This window comes from Planomicrobium sp. YIM 101495 (genome assembly GCF_009707665.1).
GTDB lineage: Bacteria > Bacillota > Bacilli > Bacillales_A > Planococcaceae > Planococcus.
The window spans coordinates 258975-275859 of sequence record NZ_WLZW01000001.1 but is presented as its reverse complement, the minus strand read 5'-3'; the positions used below and the strand labels follow the sequence as shown (position 1 = coordinate 275859).

The following is a 16885-nucleotide window of genomic DNA, read 5'->3' as shown; positions in this document are numbered from 1 at the left end:
GAAGGTGCCGGCTAATTGGTGAGAATTGCAATTTTCGTGCTGATTCTGGATTTAGTCGCGACTCAGATTTTCCACTCTTGAAAATGAGCGAGTCGATGATGCATATCGTACCTCAAGCCGGCAAAGTCGTAATCCGACAAAAATTTGTCTCTCCCATTCACTTTTCCTCCTTCAACATCAAAACCACAGCGGCCTACGCAGTCAGCCGCCCAGACATTTAACTCAACACCAGCAATAGAATGAAATGAACATTCCATCTTACCTCCACTTCTCCCACACAAAGCGAAGGAGATGGTTTGGACTGGGCGGAGGAAGAAGACGAGCGTCCTTCAGCTTGGCTTCTTCCGGGAGCCTTGTCCGAAGCGACGGCGCAGGAACATTGGCCGGAGGAAGTCCGGTCGATGTTTCTGCGACGAAGCAGCGAAGCGATGCAGGAGCACTGTTTGTCCACACCCCCTCTCTTCGGCTCTCACTCTTACACTCCACGAAACAAAAAAACAGAAGCCGCACTTACCGACTCCTGCCCACTTTTACATCCGTCAAATCTTCCGCTCTTCACCATTCAGCCCATCATCAGCCGAATCCGACGTAATAACCACCGGATCCGGGTCGACGCCCGCTTTCTGGTACTCGCTGATTTCGTTCTGCTGCGTCGCAATCAAGGTTTCTTTGACTGTAATCTCTTTCTCAAGCGCCTTCACTTTCCAGCGCAAGCCGTACAAGCGCCCTAAAGCAAATACACCACTCAGCAAGAATCCGAGAAGCGCCGAACCAAGAATGACTAGAATCAGTGGCAACTCCGCTTCGCCGAATAAGTAATTGACTGGTACAGAGTCAACATTGGCGACCGCAAAAATTGCGATGATAACTGAAAATAAAAGTCCAAGTAAAATGAGCCATTGCATTTTCATTCGTCCATCTCCCCTTTCGTAAATAAAAAAATGGAACAAGGTCATTTTAACTATACCCAGTTCCATTTCCTTTATAAACTTATACGACAGGCTCGTCAGAACCCCACTTAGTTTGTTCTTCGATTTTCTCGATGTCAATCGGGCCTTTTTTGTTCAATTGACGTTTCTTCAGGACCAACCAAAGCTGTGCAGCAATGAAGACTGAAGAATACGTTCCTGCAAGAAGACCGATCAAGAGTGCGATCGAGAAGTTCGTAATGGAAGGTGCACCGAAGAAAATAAGTGCAACAACCACGAAGATGACGGTTAGGACCGTGTTGACAGAACGCGTCAACGTCTGGCGCAGAGAAGTATTGACGATGCTTTCCAGCTGGCCGACATCTTCGACTTTCTTCATGCGCCGCAAGTTCTCGCGGATCCGGTCAAAGGTGACGATCGTATCGTTGATTGAATACCCGACGATGGTCAGGACAGCCGCAATGAAGGTGATATCGACTTCCAGCCGCAACAAACTGAAGATAGCGACGATAATGAAGGCATCATGTACAAGCCCGACAATCGATGCGACACCCATGCGCCATTCAAAGCGGAAGGCGACGTAAATGATGATTCCAATTGATGCAAGCAACAATGCATAAATCGCATTTTGCGCAAGCTCGCGTCCGACTTTGGAAGATACTGTTGAAACGTTCGGCTCAGCGCCGTAAGCTTCCATGACTTCCTGCTTCAGCGCGTTGACTTCTTCTTGGCTGAATTCCTCTGCATAGCGGCTGACCGCGATATTACCGGCATCGCCTGAAATGACGACATCGGCTGCATAGCCTTGCTCTTCAAGGAATTGTTCCACTTCCTGCTGGGACAACGCATTTTCGGATGTGATTTCCACACGTGTACCACTTGCAAAATCGATGCCGAGGTTCAGGCGGAAAATCCCGATGACCGCCATCCCGGCAATGATCAACACCGCTGAAGCGATGAAGAATTTGTTCCGATGCCCTGCGAAGTTAAGTCGGTCGAAGCGTGTTGGCAAGTCCGTCAGCTCCAAGCCATCTTCTTCCGGATAAATATCTTTTTTCCGTATGCCGAACAAACCGGTTTTTCCGTCAAGCAAGCCGCTGTTGACCCATAGACCGAGCAGCAGGCGTGAGCCCCAGACTGCTGTCAGGAATGACACCAGGATCGAAATGATCAAGAGTGTCGCAAACCCTTGTACAGAACTCGTTCCAAAGATGAACAAGACGATCGCTGCGATCATTGTCGTGACGTTGGCATCAAGAATTGCAGAGAACGAAGATGCTGCTCCTGCCTTGAAGGCGTCTTTGACCGACTTGCCGATCTTGATTTCCTCCCGGATCCGTTCGTACGTAATGATGTTGGCATCGACTGCCATCCCGACCCCAAGCATGATTGCTGCAATCCCTGGCAATGTCAGGACGCCGCCGATCATTTCGAAGACAAGCAGAATCAGATAGGTGTAAACAGTCAAAGTAACGAGTGCGATGACGCCTGGCAAACGGTAGTAAATGACCATGAACAGTAAGATCAGGCCAACCCCGATGAATGCCGCTCTCACTGTCTGGTCGAGTGCTTGTTCACCGAACTGAGCACCGACAGATGTCGAATAGATTTCCTCGAGTTTTACAGGCAGTGCACCGGCATTCAAAATTCCAGCAAGCTGCTGTGTTTCCTCCACTGTAAACGATCCGGAGATTTCTACCGTTTGCGAATTGATACGGTTCCGTACACTCGGTGCCGAAACGAATTTCGGATCCGGCTTCATGCGTTCTTCCTTATAGGAATCGACGCCTTCCTCAAAGTCCAGCCAGATGACAAGGACGTTGTCTGGTGCTGGCATGGAAGCGATCTGTTGCGTCACTTCCGCGAACTTGCCGGCATCATTCAATTCCAGTGTGACGATCGGCTGGCCGGTTTCGCCGAAGCTGCCATTCGCTCCACCTTGTTTCAAGTCGTTACCCGCAAGCATGATGTTGTCGTTCGCATCGCGGAATGTCAGATTGGCTTCTGTCGATAGCAATTCACGTGCAGTCGCCTGATCTTCAACTCCCGCTAACTGGACGCGGATGCGGTTGTTGCCTTCGATCTGGATGCTCGGCTCACTGACGCCGAGCACGTTGATCCGGCTCATCAGTGCATCTGTCGTATCCGATAGGACGTCTTCGTTGATTTCCTGCCCTTCATTCAGCGCTTCCGCTTCGTAAAGCACTTCGAATCCGCCTTGCAGGTCCAGTCCGAGCTTGATGTTATTCGCGATCGGTAAACTTGTCGTCCCGACCATTCCCAGTAGTGCGATGACCAGTAGGAAAAAGGCGATGATGCGACCTCTTGCTTTCATATGTATAGTTCCCCCTCAAATTCAAAACACAGCAATTTCATTATGAAACAGCTCCTCGCCGGTGTCAAATCGAATCCGGCTTTTTCGGAGATGGCCGAAGCAATAACTCCAGCTCTTTCGCGCCTTCTGCTGAGAACCACTGATCGCCTTTGAAGCCTTCGATCTGATGGTACGTCAAATAATCCGCAGGAGACAAAGCGAGAATATCATTAACCATTTCATGCAAGCGCATATCACCGATATCTTTTTTCTTCCACTTCTTCTTGATGCAATACTGCCAGACATCCTCCGGCGTGACTGTATCATACTCAAAAAAGCGGAACTCACTGCACTTGCTCTGGAGCACAGGCAGGACGATGTCGAATTGATCGGTAAATTTATGCACGGGATTCCCTTCTTTCGCTTCACGTTGATTCCATAATGATTGCTGGCTTATGGGTTATCAAACTATTTTGTGATCTTGCTTCAAAAAAAACCGCCTCCGAGACGAAGGCGACCTTTTCATTTAGATTGTCGATTTCGCTGCATCTACTACGCGTGCGATCGCTTGGCGCTCGAACTGCATGCGCGTGCCATCGGAAACAGTCAAGTAGATTGTCGAATCGTCAACCGCGTCCACTTGTCCGTGCAAGCCACCAATCGTGACGACGCGGTCCCCGCGACGAAGATCCGACTGCATTTGTGAAGTCGCTTTCTGACGCTTCTGTGCTGGACGGATGATGAAGAACCACATCAGCAAGAACATCAGTAATAACGGCGATAACGCAATAATTGTATCCATTCTTTCAATTTCCCCCTTTCGCTATCTTTCTCTCTCTTATTTTCCTTAGAAGTTTTTAGCATTCGGCTTATTGAAACCATAAGCTTCGAAAAATTCTTCCCGGAAGTCACCCAGGCGGTCCTCACGAATCGCTTGTCGCACCTGTTTCATTAAGTTTAACAGAAAACGAAGATTATGATAACTGGTAAGTCTGATTCCGAACGTCTCATCTGTACGAAGTAGATGATGGACATACGCACGCGAGTAATTCGTGCATGTGTAGCAATCACATCCTTCGTCGATGGGGCCGAAATCGCGTTTGTGTACAGCGTTTTTAATGTTGACGCGGCCTTTACTCGTCATCAATGTGCCGTTACGTGCGATACGTGTCGGCAATACACAGTCGAACATGTCGACACCGCGGATTGCGCCGTCAATCAAGGAGTCCGGTGAGCCGACACCCATCAAGTAACGAGGCTTGTCTGCCGGCATCAGCGGCGTCGTGAATTCAAGCACACGGTTCATGACATCTTTCGGCTCGCCGACGGACAATCCGCCGATTGCATATCCCGGGAAATCGAGTGAAACAAGGTCGCGTGCGCTTTGTTGGCGGAGCGCTTCGAACTCGCCGCCCTGGATGATGCCGAACAATGCTTGGTCCTGCGGGCGCGCATGTGCCTGCAAGCAACGTTCAGCCCAGCGCGACGTGCGTTCCACACTCGAGCGCATGTACTCTTCCGTCGCCGGATAAGGCGGGCACTCGTCGAACGCCATCATGATGTCCGAACCGAGGTCGTTCTGGATCTCCATCGCTTTTTCCGGGCTCAAGAACAATTTGTCGCCGTTCATGTGGTTACGGAAATGAACGCCTTCTTCTTTGATGTTACGGAATTCACTCAGTGAGAACACTTGGAAGCCGCCGGAATCCGTCAAGATCGGACGATCCCAGTTCATGAATTTGTGCAAGCCGCCCGCTTCTTTGATGACGTCGTTCCCTGGACGCAACCAGAGGTGGTACGTGTTGCTCAAGATGATGCCCGCTTCCATGTTAATCAATTCTTCTGGTGACATCGTTTTGACAGTCGCTTGAGTTCCGACTGGCATGAATGCCGGTGTTTCGAATGAGCCATGCGGCGTGTGGACGATGCCGAGGCGCGCGCCGGTCTGCTTGCACGTTTTGATATGTTCATAAGTTACTGCTGGTGTAGTCATTCATATTCTCCTTTAGTCGGTGGTTGGATGAACATCGCATCGCCGAAGCTGAAGAAACGATATTCCAGCTCCACCGCTTCGTGATAGGCATTCATAATGGATTCGCGTGATGATAAGGCACTGACAAGCATGACGAGCGTTGACTTCGGCAAGTGGAAGTTCGTGATCAAGCCATCGACACACGCCCATTCATAGCCTGGGAAAATGAAGATGTCTGTCCAGCCGCTGTCCTCCTGCAGTTTGCCGCCGAATTTCTTCGCGACGGTTTCGAGTGTCCGCGTCGATGTCGTTCCGACCGAAATGACGCGTCCGCCCCGTTCTTTCGTGTTATTCAGCAAGTCTGCCGTCTCTTGTGTAATGCGGTAAAACTCGGAATGCATTTCGTGGTCGTCGATCGAATCGACAGAAACTGGACGGAATGTACCAAGGCCGACGTGAAGTGTGATGAATGCGATCCCAACACCTTTCGCGCGGATCTCCTCCAAAAGCGTTTCTGTGAAATGAAGCCCGGCGGTCGGTGCTGCAGCGCTTCCCCGCTCTTTTGCAAAAACGGTCTGGTAACGGTCCTGGTCGTCCAACTTCTCACGGATATATGGAGGTAGCGGCATTTCCCCGAGCTCATCCAAAATTTCGTAGAAGATGCCGTCATAAATCATTTTGAAATGACGGCCGCCGTGATCCAGGATTCCGGTACACTCAGCTTTCAATAATCCGTCACCAAATGAAACAACTGTGCCGACTTTCACTTTCTTGGCTGGTTTGACGAGTGTTTCCCATACATCGTCTTCGATCTGTTTCAACAGCAGCACTTCGATGTGAGCGCCAGTGTCTTCTTTGACACCCATCATGCGCGCCGGTAAGACGCGTGTATCGTTCAAGACGAGCGTGTCGCCGGCTTCGAGGTATTCGATGATGTCGCGGAAGTGGCGGTGCTCAGTCGCGCCGGTCTCTTTGTTCATGACCAGTAAGCGTGAGCTTGTCCGGTCTTCAAGCGGTGTTTGTGCAATTAATCCTTCTGGCAGGTGAAAATCAAAATCAGCTACATTCATGTATTTACAACCTTCTTTTTCTTAGAATATCATTCAGGCATCGGCAGATCGAAATGTTCGTATGCTGTATGCGTGACGACCCGTCCGCGCGGTGTGCGCTGGATAAAACCGATCTGCAGCAAATAAGGTTCGTACACATCTTCAATCGTCATCGACTCTTCTCCGATGCTTGCCGCAATCGTATCGAGCCCGACCGGACCACCGCGGAACCGCGTAATCATGCCCATTATCAACTTATGATCGATGTGGTCAAGACCGAGTGGGTCGACTTGCAGCATTTCAAGCGCTTCTTCCGCAATGTCCATCGTAATCGACCCATTGCCGCGCACTTGTGCAAAGTCGCGCACGCGTTTCAATAGGCGGTTCGCGATACGCGGTGTCCCTCTGGAACGGCGTGCGATTTCCACCGCTGCCAGTGCATCGATGTCCGCTTCGAACAGCGAAGCGCTCCGGACGACAATATCTGTCAGCGCTTCCGTGTCGTAATAATCGAGACGGGACAACACACCGAAGCGGTCACGGAGCGGTGCAGACAATGCACCTGAACGCGTCGTCGCCCCAATCAATGTGAACGGCGGCAAGTCGAGACGCACCGAACGCGCACCTGGTCCTTTGCCGACGACGATGTCCAAGCAGAAATCTTCCATTGCCGGATAGAGCACTTCTTCGATCGAACGGTGCAGCCGGTGGATTTCATCGATGAAAAGCACATCTCCTGGTTCAAGCGACGAAACGATCGCCGCCAGGTCACCCGGACGCTCGATTGCCGGACCGCTTGTCGTCTTGAAGCCGACGCCCATTTCGTTCGCAATAACAGCGGCGAGCGTCGTTTTCCCTAGACCTGGAGGACCGTAAAGCAGCACATGGTCAAGGCTTTCCTCGCGCATTTTCGCTGCCTGGATGAAGATCTCCAAATTGTGTTTCACTTTGTCCTGGCCGATGTATTGCGACAGCCACTGCGGACGCAGCGATTGCTCGAAGCGTTCATCGAAGTCCGACGCTTCGCTCCCGATCACCCGTTCTTCCATGCCCATGTCCTCCTTTCCTTACGACTGCTTCAGCAACAGCTGAAGCGCCCGTTTCATATATCCTTCTGTATCCAAATCAAGATCTTTCAATTTCGGTTTCACTTTCGTGATTTCGCGCTCGGAGTAACCAAGTGCAGCCAGTGCCAGCATCGCTTCTTCGAGCTCCACTGCATCACCAGAAAACAACGTATCCCCCAGTTGGGCTTCGACAGGCAGCTCTCCGAAGAACTCGTTCAGCTTGCCTTTCAAGTCAAGGATGATCTGGCGTGCTGTCTTCTTGCCGACGCCAGGGAATTTGATCAAGTACTTCTCATCTTCCGCTTCGATCGCTTCCACGACGTATTGCGGCTGTCCGCTTGCTAAAATTGCAAGCGCACCTTTAGGCCCGATCCCGGATACCGAGATGAGCTTCCGGAACAATTCCCGCTGTTCGAGTGTCGGAAAGCCGAATAACAGTGCCGCATCTTCCCTCACATGGTGGTGGGTGAACACCTGGATTTCGCCGTCCCCGAATGAATACGGGTTTGGCGCAAAAATCTGCCAGCCGATGCCTTGCTGTTCCACAACAAGATACTCCGGCGTGACACGTGTGACGTTCCCTTTTATGTAATCATACATGTACATTCCGCTCCTTCATAACTACATGATTATAGCATATTCCAACCCCTTTGACGAAAAAAACCCGTACCGGCGGACTCCGTGGTAAACTGGTTACATAGAAGTCGTTTTTGAAACGGAGGATCTATTCATGAAAAAACTTTACGGTGAACAACGCCGTTCCATTTTGCTCGAAACGTTGAAAACAGCTGGCGGTCCGATCACTGGTGCCGAACTCGCTGCAAAAGCGGGTGTGTCACGCCAAGTCATCGTCAGTGACATGACCTTGCTGAAGGCGAAGGGCGAACCGATTCTCGCAACGAGCCAAGGCTACCTCTACTTCAACGAACAGAAGGAAAGCAGCCAAGTGAGCCGGCGCATCGCCTGCCGCCACTCACCAGACGAAACTGAGCGCGAGCTGCTGCTCCTCGTCGGTGAAGGCGTCTCGGTGAAAGACGTCTCGGTCGAGCACCCGGTATACGGCGAATTGACAGCCGGCGTCCACGTCTCGAGTGCGCGCGAAGTCGAAGCATTCATGGAGCGCATCCGCACGACCGGCGCAACGTACTTGCTTGAGCTGACGGATGGCACGCATCTCCACACCATCACTGCCGACAGCGAAGCCGTGCTCGATACCGCGGAAGAAGTGCTGCGAGTGAATGGGTTATTACTGAAAGGCGACGAATGAATTGATAAGGGGGCCATTTTCGCTTGCGAAAACGGTCTCTTTTTGTTGTTTGTTTCGATTTGGTTGTAGGCAGTCTGGCGACTACTTCTGCGACGAGGCAGCGGAGCGATCCAACAGTTTTTCATGCTTCGAAGCTAGCGAAGCGATGCAGAAGCAGGAGCACTTTCATCTGTTTCTCCACCCCCTTCCGCCAACTCCGCTCCACTCAAAAATCCCGCAGCACCCTGCTGCGGGATTCTGTCATTCACTTCGATACGTATAATACGAACCTAGCGTCTTCACGGTGCAGCCGAGTGCTGCGAGCTCTTCAAATGCACCACGCATCATCGGTGCATCTTCGTCTTCCAATACATCAGCGATGAAGAAGTAGTCGCCGAGACCAGTTTTCAATGGACGCGATTCGATCTTGCTCAAGTTCAGCTGTCTCCAGGCGAAGACCGACAATACGCGGTGCAAAACACCAGAACGATCGTCTTCTGGCGGTGAGATCATGAGCGTCGTCTTCACTTGTACGTCGTCACCCGGTTTTTTCAAATGGTGGTTGACCTTCGACAACACATAGAAGCGTGTATGGTTGAAATGGAAGTCGTGGATGTCCGCGTGCTTCACTTCAAGCCCGTACTGCTCGGCTGAGAAACTGTTCGCAATCGCTGCGATGTTCCGTTCCGGCAGCTCCGACACCATTTTCGCCGCAGCAGATGTCGAGCTGTAGGGCTGGAGCGGCGTGCTTTTATATGTGTAGTATAGAAATTTATGGCACTGGGCCAATGCATGTGGATGCGAGTAGATCGCTTCAAACGAATCGGACCCGGCATTATCCGGATGGACGAGAAGGTGCTGACGGATCGGCGACAGCACTTCCGCCGTCACGAACAACTGCACTTCGTGGAACAAATAGTCCACTGTCAGCGGTACTGATCCTTCCAGCGCGTTCTCGAGCGGGACGACCGCATAGTCGACCTTCCCTTCCGCCACTGCTTCGATACATTCTGGAATACTTACGAACGGCAGGAGTTCACTCTCCGGAAATACAGATAACGCTGCTAAATGCGTAAATGATGCTTTCGGTCCCAAATAAGAAATGCGGTGCTGCTGTTCCATCTTTTCTCCCCCGTTTACATTAAGATGCTCCGCTCGAAACGATGTCTGCAGAATCGACGAAATCGAGTTTCTTCAACTGCTGCAGGAAACCTTCCAAGTCTTGTTCCATCGCCGTCACATCGAGTGACAATGTAACGTTCGCCCGCCCTTGGATCGGGATGGTCTGGTGGATCGTCAAAATATTACAGCGCGCTGAAGCCACTTCACTCAGCAGCGTCGCAAGCGTCCCCGTCCGGTCTTCCAATTGGAGGAAGACCGTCAAGATCCGCTCTTTGACGACCGAGTGGAACGGGAAAACAGCATCGCGGTATTTGTAAAATGCACTTCGTGATAAGCCGGTACGATTGGATGCTTCCAAAATTGAAATTTTGTCGCGCTGCACGAGCTTCTTCACTTCCAATGTCTTTTGCATCGCTTCTGTCAAAACATCTTCCCGCACTAGATAAAAACGCTGGTTAGAAATGTCTTTCATGCCATCCCCTCCGCATCAATCAACAAATTCGAATTCGAATTCAAGCAGGCGAATCGTATCGCCGTGTTCCACACCTTTTTCACGCAATGCATCATCAATGCCCATACCGCGCATTTGGCGCGCGAAGCGGCGGATCGAATCTTCACGTGAGAAGTCCGTCATCTTGAACAGACGCTCGATTGCGTAGCCGGACAAGATGTATGCACCGTCATCCGCACGTGTGATCGTGAACTCGTCTCCTTGTGCTTCGTGCTTGTACAGAACTGTGTTTTCGGATTCCGTTTCTTCCTCTTCGTCGATCAACGGGAATTCAGGCGTCACTTCCAGCAAGTCGGCAATTTCGAACAACAAGTTGGACAGCCCTTGGCGGGAAATTGCAGAGATCGGGAATACTTTCGTCCCTTCCGGTAATTTCGCTTGGAATTCTTTCAAATTCTCTTCCGCATCCGGCATATCCATCTTGTTCGCGACGATCAATTGCGGACGTTCCGTCAAACGCATATTGTATTGTTTCAATTCTTCATTGATCGTAACATAATCCTCGTAAGGAACGCGTCCTTCCATGCCGGACATATCGATGACGTGCACGATGACGCGTGTACGCTCGATGTGGCGTAGGAATTGATGACCAAGGCCGACACCTTCGCTCGCGCCTTCGATCAATCCAGGGAGGTCGGCCATGACGAAGCTGCGCTGATCTTCCGTTTCGACCATGCCCAAGTTCGGGACGATTGTCGTGAAGTGATAAGCGGCGATTTTCGGTTTTGCAGCCGATACGACTGACAGCAATGTGGATTTTCCGACACTCGGGAATCCGACAAGTCCGACATCCGCCAACACTTTCAACTCAAGGATGATTTGACGCTCCATGCCCGGTTCGCCTTTTTCGGAAAGCTCCGGAGCCGGGTTTTGCGGTGTCGCAAAACGTGAGTTGCCACGTCCGCCGCGCCCACCGCGTGCGATGATCGCTGTCTGGCCATGTTCCACCAAGTCCGCGATCGTTTCACCTGTCTCCTCGTCTTTGACGACTGTGCCAGGTGGTACCGGAATGACCAAGTCCACCGCTTTTGCTCCGTGTTGGTTCTTACTCATGCCGTGCGTTCCGCGATCCGCCTTGAAAATCCGTTTGTAACGGAAGTCCATCAACGTACGCAGCCCTTCGTCCACTTCAAAGACGACGTTCGCACCTTTCCCACCGTCACCGCCGGCAGGTCCGCCGTTCGGTACATACTTTTCACGTCGGAAAGCAACCATACCATCTCCGCCGTCTCCACCTCTAACGTATACTTTTACGTGATCTACAAACATACTATCCCTCCATCTGGACCGTTGCTTCGATTAACAGCAACTTGCCCTCTTCCTCAATCTTTAACCCGATGCCCGGAACTTCCGGCAACTCGCCGATGCCCCGGACACCTTCCGCCGAAAACGCCAGCCGGAAATCACCTTGCTCATTGGACAGGCGGATCGTGCAAGCACATCCATCCGCTTTCTCTAAGTTTTCGCGAATCTTGGTCATGACGCTTTCCGCAATTTCCGAAATCGCCCCGTCCATCTCTTTGGGCGCTGCAGAAGCAATGCATTCCACCGTGATCTTCAACTCCGGAAAACGCCATTCGGCCAGCAATAACCATTCTTCCGTCTTCGGCAAGTTCAAAGCGGACAGCCTTCTCCACACGTCCGCTTGTCTCCCGGCAGCTTGAATGAGCGCTGTAACGCGTTCTGGCTTGCCAAGAGCGAGATACAGTTTCACGAGCTGCAGATCATTCAAATGATCATGTCGTGCTTGCCTCAAGAGATCTGCCGTGCTGTAAAACCGTTTCATCGTGCCCGCTCCATTCCTGTTCCTTTTTCAGTATATCAATTTACGGCCCGAATTACACATCCGACCTGCTGGGATGGACAGTTCCGAAAAAGAAAAGGAGCTGCGCGTCGCAGCTCCTTCACAAATATTAAGCTTCTTGTGCTACTGGGTAAACGCTCACTTTTTTACGGTCACGACCGTAACGCTCGAAGCGTACGATTCCGTCGACTTTCGCGAAAAGTGTATCGTCTCCGCCACGTCCAACGTTTTCACCTGGATAGATTTTTGTTCCGCGTTGACGGTACAAAATTGATCCACCTGAAACTAGCTGTCCATCAGCACGTTTAGCACCAAGGCGTTTTGATTCTGAGTCACGACCGTTACGTGTAGAACCAACACCCTTTTTGGATGCGAAAAACTGAAGATCCAATTTCAACATATATTCCACCTCCTACGTTAGAAAGCTTATCGTCATGTAATCCTGATAACTTTGTTCAATCGTTTTTAATGAAACGATCATCGCTCGGACGAGCAATTGAACTTGTGCGTCCGTTTCTTCGTTCTCGAGCTCAGGGAATACGACTTTCAAGAAGCCACTGTCCGCCTGTTCGATCACCGGCTCGGTCTTCGTCAATTCCATGATGGCATTGACGGCCCCGAAGGATACCGCCGAAGCGCCGGCACAAACGATGTCTGAACCATATTCGTCAAAATTCGCATGGCCCGACATTTCAAAAGAAACGATGCGTTCCTCTTTTTGGTCGATAATAACTTGAATCATCGCTTACAGGTTGATCGCGTCAACAGTCAATTTCGTGTATGGCTGACGGTGACCTTGTTTTTTGCGATAGTTCTTTTTCGCTTTGTATTTGAAGACAGTGATTTTTTTCTGTTTGCCTTGTTTTTCAACTTTAGCAGTTACAGTAGCTCCTTCAACGAAAGGAACGCCCACTTTTGTGTCATCTCCACCTACGAATAGAACTTTGTCAAATGTTACTGTCTCGCCAGCTTCAACGTTCAATTTCTCAACGTAGATCTCTTGGCCAGCTTCAACTTTGATTTGTTTTCCACCAGTTTCAATAATTGCGTACATATCTTGCACCTCCTCTTAGACTAAGACTCGCCTCATCAGGTGATCGCCGGAGCGAATGCTTGGATACCTGTCTCGAGCGGTTGTAGCACAGGTGCGCTACAAACATAACATTAAAATAATACCACGTGGGCAGTGTGTGCGTCAACTATTTTTCAAGAGTTCTCATGGAGTCTGCGGCCGGGGTGCGGAGAAATTGTGTTGAGGTGTGATAAAGTGGCCGTGAGGTGCGAAACAATCGCAACGAGGTGCGTTCAGCGCCAAATTGGCTTAAAATATGCTTCCACCAGCTCGTGCCGTGGCACAATCCACCGTTTTCCGCGCTCACTCCCCCTGCAGCGCAGATTATTCAAGCAAACGATACAATAAATACTTGTCTTCCACGCCGAGCAAGCGGTAAGCAAACTTCGTCGGCAGCTCTTCCCCGAACAAAACGGCATATTCCTGGAGCGTCACTTCATGGGCATCGTCACAGCCCGGTGCAATTGGGATTCAGGATTTTTCATGCCTTCCATGCGTCCATCGACCATCCGGTGGAACTGATGATGCGAGGAATCAAAGTAAAAATCGCCTTTCATGTTTTTCACTTCAAGTACACAGATGAATGATTGATGCACCACAAGCAAATCAATTTGAGCACTTCCCTGGCCATACGGCACGTGCAAATCAGTCAAAATTACCGGTTGTCCCTCTAATACAAGCTCCCGTCTCAACAGTGACAAAACCCTACTTTCCCCTCTAGCACCGGCGAGGGCATTCTTTAGGTCAGCGGCTGCGGGCTGCCAAGCCCCATGACTCTTCGGCAATCGTTCCAGCAAAATCATTTGAGCGAGCAATTGTTCGTTCAATGGACACCTTCTGAAAGTTTCAAAAAACCCCCGCATTTCCATGCGGGGGTTCAGCTTACTTAGCAAAAATTGATTTGATTTTAGCAAACATGCCTTGGTTCGGCTTTTCCATCGTCATGAGCGGCACCGATTCGCCAAGCAGACGGCGCGCGATGTTGCGGTAGCCGAGTGCTGCACGGTTGTTCGGGTCCATGACGACCGGTTCGCCTTTGTTCGATGAAGAAATGACGTTCTCATCATCCGCGACGATGCCGAGCAGGTCGATCGACAAGTGGCTTGTGATGTCCTGGACATCGAATGCTTCGCCTTTGTCGACAAGATGCTTCCGGATCCGGTTGATGATCAGTTTCGGCGGCTCGATGTTTTCCTCGAGCTCGAGAAGACCGATGATCCGATCGGCATCGCGCACTGCCGAAATTTCCGGCGTCGTCACGACGATCGCCTTGTCGGCACCGGCAACGGCATTTTTGTACCCTTGCTCGATTCCCGCAGGACAATCGATCAAAACGAAATCGTAGTCTTCTTTCAACTTCAAGACAAGTTCTTTCATGTCTTCCGGATTGACGTCGTTCTTGTCGGCCGTCTGGGCAGCCGGCAGCAAATAAAGCATATCATCGAAACGCTTATCCTTCACGAGCGCCTGGTGCACTTTGCAGCGGCCTTCCAGGACATCGATCAAATCATAGATGATGCGGTTCTCAAGGCCGAGAATGACATCCAAGTTACGCAATCCGATATCGGTATCGATCAAACATACTTTCTTACCTTGAAGAGCCAATGCAGTTCCGAGATTGGCAGTGGTCGTCGTCTTACCGACGCCTCCTTTACCAGATGTAATGACTATTGCTTCTCCCACATCAGCTTCCTCCTTTAAACGTTGAGATTTGAGGCCGTATATAACGCAGTTCCTGCAAACGGTCGATAATGATCTTCCCGTTTGTATGTAAATACGCACATTCCATCTCAGGCTGTTCGGATAACACTTGCAGTTCATCCGTCATCGATTCGAGCTGGTCTGCGATCATCAAGTGAGTCGCTTCCATCCACGATGCGGCGATGACTGCTTCTTTGTTCCCGCTAGCACCTGCGTGGGCAATACCTTTCAGCCTGCCTAGAACATATATATTGCCATCCGCTACAACCCGGCCGTTCGGGTTGATGTCGCCGACGACGACGAGATCGCCTTCTGCCCGGACGACTTGGCCCGAACGGACGATTCCGACGTACGTCTCCGACTGCTGTTCGCGGAGGCGCCGGTCACTTTCTTCGACCGTGATGACATCACTTCGAATTTTCGTGACGCGTAAATGTGATTTTTCTTCGATCAAGGAAACAAGATCCTTCATTTCCGTTTCAGTCAAGTAACGGTGCCCCAGATTGATCTGAATTTCGGCACTGCCGTCAAGCGCAGGATCCGACACCTTTGCTTCGAGTTCTGTCAGGAGGTCTGCATAGGCGCATTGTTCGTCTAGTTGCAAAACAAGCCCATGCTTCGTTCCTTTAATGTAGACAAGATTCTTCAAACATGCGTCACCTGCGCTTTCATTATGATGTCCCGAGCCGTCGATCCCGTTCAAGGAGCCGTGCATTGATCGCCAGCTTGAATGTCCATCCAAGCATGATCAGGAAAATCGAGTTGGCGATGATGGTCGGCATTAATCGGTGGACCAGGAAGAAATCGACCGGCAAGGAAGTCAAGGAGATCAACAGGAAAAACTGATACAGCACAAATTCGAATAGCGCTGTCAAAATCAGCGCCAGTCCCGTTGCTACTGCAAGGTTTTTGTGGATGCTCCGTACGACTGAACCCGCAACTAGTGCGATTGCCGGATAAAGAAATGAGTATAACCCAATAATATCAATGAAAAACACATCATACAAGAGTCCGAAAAATAAACCGTAATACATCGCGTGTTTACGGTCGTAATAAATCGCGACGAAAATCAAATACATTAAGAGGAACCGCGGGACGATCGTGTAAGCTTCTCCCCCGAATTGAAGAGGTGACAACAGACCGAAAACCGGTTCCAGGAAAAACAGGATCAAGCCGATGAACGGCAAGAAAAAGCGCATCATTACGATTCACCATCCTCGCCGTTTTCACTGTCGTCGCCTTCCGTCTCCGGCAGCGTGCGATCAGCGACCATCACGTGGCTTAACAGCGTGAAATCCGCTGCCGGGCGCACAAACGCCTGTTTCGTCAGACCGAACTCGTCGATCGCGACTTCAGTGATTTCACCGATGACAAGGCCTTGCGGGAAAATCCCGCCGAGGCCACTCGATACGACTTGTTGGCCTTCCTTGATGTCGATGTCGGCATCGATGCGTTTCAACAACAATTCTTTGCGGTCCGCATCATAGCCTTCGATCAATCCGAAAACATTTTTTCCTCCCCCGATGACCATCGCCGAGACGCGGTAATTCGGATTTTGGGTGGAGACCAGTTCGACAGTGGCAGTGAGCGGTGTCGTCAAGATGACTTTCCCGATCAAGCCTTTCGCCGTCATGACGGCCATGTTCTCTTTCACGCCGCTGTTCGACCCTTTATCAAGAATGATTTTCTCTTCCCACTGATCCGGGTTCCGGGCAATGACGGACGCCTGGATCGGATTGTAATCGCGAAGAGATTCTTCTTTCCCGATGATCTCTTTCAATTCTTCGTTTTCGGTACGCAGACTGGTCACTTCCGCCTGCACCGTCGCAAACTCGTCCAAGCGGTTTTTCAGTTGTTTGTTTTCCGTATACGTGTTCAGCAGTCCGTCGATATTATCGAAAATGCCCGTCACAAAGTGAGCAGGCTTCGAAAACACCGATTGTCCCGCTCCTACTACATCCTTGACGACCCTCTCCGGGAAATTGACATTGTCACGGTTACTCAGAGAAAAGAAAATCAAGCCGACGAGCAGGATGACGCCGAGCATCAGTAAAATCAGCCGCTTGTTCGAAAAAAAATGTGGCATGCCGGCAATCCT

22 protein-coding genes and 1 other annotated feature are annotated in these 16885 nt (G+C 50.7%); of the genes, 1 reads left to right on the top strand and 21 read right to left on the bottom strand.

Features of this window, described 5'->3' with window-relative positions:
* Positions 1-62: 62 nt before the first annotated feature.
* From GIW82_RS01450 to ruvA, 9 genes are all read right to left on the bottom strand, one after another.
* Complete coding sequence (locus tag GIW82_RS01450; protein ID WP_154748148.1) at positions 63-257, bottom strand: hypothetical protein; 195 nt, start codon at positions 255-257, stop codon at positions 63-65.
* A 282-nt stretch (positions 258-539) separates the two neighbouring features.
* A complete protein-coding gene (locus tag GIW82_RS01445) occupies positions 540-911 on the bottom strand; it encodes a LapA family protein (protein ID WP_154748147.1) in 372 nt (123 codons plus the stop codon).
* Positions 912-990: 79 nt separating this feature from the next.
* A complete protein-coding gene (gene secDF / locus GIW82_RS01440; protein WP_154748146.1) occupies positions 991-3264 on the bottom strand; it encodes a protein translocase subunit SecDF in 2274 nt (757 codons plus the stop codon).
* A 64-nt stretch (positions 3265-3328) separates the two neighbouring features.
* A complete protein-coding gene (locus GIW82_RS01435) occupies positions 3329-3649 on the bottom strand; it encodes a post-transcriptional regulator (protein WP_370455953.1) in 321 nt (106 codons plus the stop codon).
* Between the two features lie 120 nt (positions 3650-3769).
* Entirely contained in the window at positions 3770-4045 is a 276-nt protein-coding gene (gene yajC, locus GIW82_RS01430; RefSeq protein ID WP_154748145.1) for a preprotein translocase subunit YajC, read from the bottom strand.
* 45 nt (positions 4046-4090) lie between these two features.
* Positions 4091-5236: a tRNA guanosine(34) transglycosylase Tgt gene (tgt, locus tag GIW82_RS01425; protein ID WP_154748144.1), complete on the bottom strand. Its 1146-nt coding sequence runs from the start codon at positions 5234-5236 to the stop codon at positions 4091-4093.
* Positions 5233-6285, bottom strand: a complete 1053-nt coding sequence (queA, locus tag GIW82_RS01420; protein WP_154748143.1) for a tRNA preQ1(34) S-adenosylmethionine ribosyltransferase-isomerase QueA — start codon at positions 6283-6285, stop codon at positions 5233-5235. The genes tgt and queA overlap by 4 nt, the downstream gene beginning before the upstream one ends.
* A gap of 29 nt (positions 6286-6314) precedes the next feature.
* Positions 6315-7313, bottom strand: a complete 999-nt coding sequence (gene ruvB / locus GIW82_RS01415) for a Holliday junction branch migration DNA helicase RuvB (protein ID WP_154748142.1) — start codon at positions 7311-7313, stop codon at positions 6315-6317.
* An 18-nt stretch (positions 7314-7331) separates the two neighbouring features.
* Positions 7332-7931 (bottom strand): Holliday junction branch migration protein RuvA, encoded by a 600-nt coding sequence (gene ruvA / locus GIW82_RS01410; RefSeq protein ID WP_154748141.1) that lies wholly within the window; start codon positions 7929-7931, stop codon positions 7332-7334.
* 130 nt (positions 7932-8061) lie between these two features.
* On the opposite strand from ruvA, the gene GIW82_RS01405 reads away from it, so the two are divergent.
* Positions 8062-8598, top strand: coding sequence for a transcription repressor NadR (locus GIW82_RS01405; RefSeq protein ID WP_154748140.1), 537 nt, complete (start codon positions 8062-8064; stop codon positions 8596-8598).
* Between the two features lie 240 nt (positions 8599-8838).
* Here the strand turns inward: GIW82_RS01405 and pheA are convergent, their stop codons facing one another.
* The 12 genes from pheA to mreC all read right to left on the bottom strand — a co-directional run bounded on the left by pheA (position 8839) and on the right by mreC (position 16873).
* Complete coding sequence (gene pheA / locus GIW82_RS01400; RefSeq protein WP_154748139.1) at positions 8839-9699, bottom strand: prephenate dehydratase; 861 nt, start codon at positions 9697-9699, stop codon at positions 8839-8841.
* Between the two features lie 19 nt (positions 9700-9718).
* Positions 9719-10171, bottom strand: a complete 453-nt coding sequence (locus tag GIW82_RS01395; RefSeq protein ID WP_154748138.1) for an ACT domain-containing protein — start codon at positions 10169-10171, stop codon at positions 9719-9721.
* 15 nt (positions 10172-10186) lie between these two features.
* Positions 10187-11479 (bottom strand): GTPase ObgE, encoded by a 1293-nt coding sequence (obgE, locus tag GIW82_RS01390; protein WP_154748137.1) that lies wholly within the window; start codon positions 11477-11479, stop codon positions 10187-10189.
* A gap of 1 nt (position 11480) precedes the next feature.
* On the bottom strand, positions 11481-11996 hold the full coding sequence (locus GIW82_RS01385) for a Spo0B domain-containing protein (RefSeq protein WP_154748136.1): 516 nt from the start codon (positions 11994-11996) through the stop codon (positions 11481-11483).
* A gap of 127 nt (positions 11997-12123) precedes the next feature.
* Entirely contained in the window at positions 12124-12414 is a 291-nt protein-coding gene (gene rpmA, locus GIW82_RS01380) for a 50S ribosomal protein L27 (RefSeq protein ID WP_154748135.1), read from the bottom strand.
* A gap of 12 nt (positions 12415-12426) precedes the next feature.
* Entirely contained in the window at positions 12427-12756 is a 330-nt protein-coding gene (locus tag GIW82_RS01375; RefSeq protein WP_154748134.1) for a ribosomal-processing cysteine protease Prp, read from the bottom strand.
* Between the two features lie 3 nt (positions 12757-12759).
* The gene (gene rplU, locus GIW82_RS01370; protein WP_154748133.1) at positions 12760-13068 is read right to left on the bottom strand and encodes a 50S ribosomal protein L21; all 309 of its coding nucleotides are present in this window, start codon (positions 13066-13068) and stop codon (positions 12760-12762) included.
* A 13-nt stretch (positions 13069-13081) separates the two neighbouring features.
* Positions 13082-13160: a sequence feature (ribosomal protein L21 leader region), on the bottom strand.
* Between the two features lie 357 nt (positions 13161-13517).
* Positions 13518-13913 carry a nuclease-related domain-containing protein gene (locus GIW82_RS01365; RefSeq protein WP_230309129.1) on the bottom strand — a complete coding sequence of 132 codons (396 nt, stop codon included), beginning with the start codon at positions 13911-13913 and terminating at the stop codon, positions 13518-13520.
* A gap of 55 nt (positions 13914-13968) precedes the next feature.
* Positions 13969-14769, bottom strand: coding sequence for a septum site-determining protein MinD (gene minD, locus GIW82_RS01360; RefSeq protein ID WP_370455952.1), 801 nt, complete (start codon positions 14767-14769; stop codon positions 13969-13971).
* A gap of 1 nt (position 14770) precedes the next feature.
* Positions 14771-15436 (bottom strand): septum site-determining protein MinC, encoded by a 666-nt coding sequence (minC, locus tag GIW82_RS14805; protein ID WP_230309127.1) that lies wholly within the window; start codon positions 15434-15436, stop codon positions 14771-14773.
* Between the two features lie 22 nt (positions 15437-15458).
* Entirely contained in the window at positions 15459-15989 is a 531-nt protein-coding gene (gene mreD / locus GIW82_RS01350) for a rod shape-determining protein MreD (RefSeq protein ID WP_154748130.1), read from the bottom strand.
* Positions 15989-16873, bottom strand: a complete 885-nt coding sequence (gene mreC / locus GIW82_RS01345; RefSeq protein WP_154748129.1) for a rod shape-determining protein MreC — start codon at positions 16871-16873, stop codon at positions 15989-15991. The genes mreD and mreC overlap by 1 nt, the downstream gene beginning before the upstream one ends.
* Between the last annotated feature and the right edge of the window lie 12 nt (positions 16874-16885).

What these genes read in the sequence shown, in the direction of transcription:
- GIW82_RS01450 (WP_154748148.1), bottom strand. Translation starts at nt 257, where the DNA reads ATGGAATGTTCATTTCATTCTATTGCTGGTGTTGAGTTAAATGTCTGG.
- GIW82_RS01445 (WP_154748147.1), bottom strand. Translation starts at nt 911, where the DNA reads ATGAAAATGCAATGGCTCATTTTACTTGGACTTTTATTTTCAGTTATC.
- secDF (WP_154748146.1), bottom strand. Translation starts at nt 3,264, where the DNA reads ATGAAAGCAAGAGGTCGCATCATCGCCTTTTTCCTACTGGTCATCGCA.
- yajC (WP_154748145.1), bottom strand. Translation starts at nt 4,045, where the DNA reads ATGGATACAATTATTGCGTTATCGCCGTTATTACTGATGTTCTTGCTG.
- tgt (WP_154748144.1), bottom strand. Translation starts at nt 5,236, where the DNA reads ATGACTACACCAGCAGTAACTTATGAACATATCAAAACGTGCAAGCAG.
- queA (WP_154748143.1), bottom strand. Translation starts at nt 6,285, where the DNA reads ATGAATGTAGCTGATTTTGATTTTCACCTGCCAGAAGGATTAATTGCA.
- ruvB (WP_154748142.1), bottom strand. Translation starts at nt 7,313, where the DNA reads ATGGAAGAACGGGTGATCGGGAGCGAAGCGTCGGACTTCGATGAACGC.
- ruvA (WP_154748141.1), bottom strand. Translation starts at nt 7,931, where the DNA reads ATGTATGATTACATAAAAGGGAACGTCACACGTGTCACGCCGGAGTAT.
- GIW82_RS01405 (WP_154748140.1), top strand. Translation starts at nt 8,062, where the DNA reads ATGAAAAAACTTTACGGTGAACAACGCCGTTCCATTTTGCTCGAAACG.
- pheA (WP_154748139.1), bottom strand. Translation starts at nt 9,699, where the DNA reads ATGGAACAGCAGCACCGCATTTCTTATTTGGGACCGAAAGCATCATTT.
- GIW82_RS01395 (WP_154748138.1), bottom strand. Translation starts at nt 10,171, where the DNA reads ATGAAAGACATTTCTAACCAGCGTTTTTATCTAGTGCGGGAAGATGTT.
- obgE (WP_154748137.1), bottom strand. Translation starts at nt 11,479, where the DNA reads ATGTTTGTAGATCACGTAAAAGTATACGTTAGAGGTGGAGACGGCGGA.
- GIW82_RS01385 (WP_154748136.1), bottom strand. Translation starts at nt 11,996, where the DNA reads ATGAAACGGTTTTACAGCACGGCAGATCTCTTGAGGCAAGCACGACAT.
- rpmA (WP_154748135.1), bottom strand. Translation starts at nt 12,414, where the DNA reads ATGTTGAAATTGGATCTTCAGTTTTTCGCATCCAAAAAGGGTGTTGGT.
- GIW82_RS01375 (WP_154748134.1), bottom strand. Translation starts at nt 12,756, where the DNA reads ATGATTCAAGTTATTATCGACCAAAAAGAGGAACGCATCGTTTCTTTT.
- rplU (WP_154748133.1), bottom strand. Translation starts at nt 13,068, where the DNA reads ATGTACGCAATTATTGAAACTGGTGGAAAACAAATCAAAGTTGAAGCT.
- mreD (WP_154748130.1), bottom strand. Translation starts at nt 15,989, where the DNA reads ATGATGCGCTTTTTCTTGCCGTTCATCGGCTTGATCCTGTTTTTCCTG.
- mreC (WP_154748129.1), bottom strand. Translation starts at nt 16,873, where the DNA reads ATGCCACATTTTTTTTCGAACAAGCGGCTGATTTTACTGATGCTCGGC.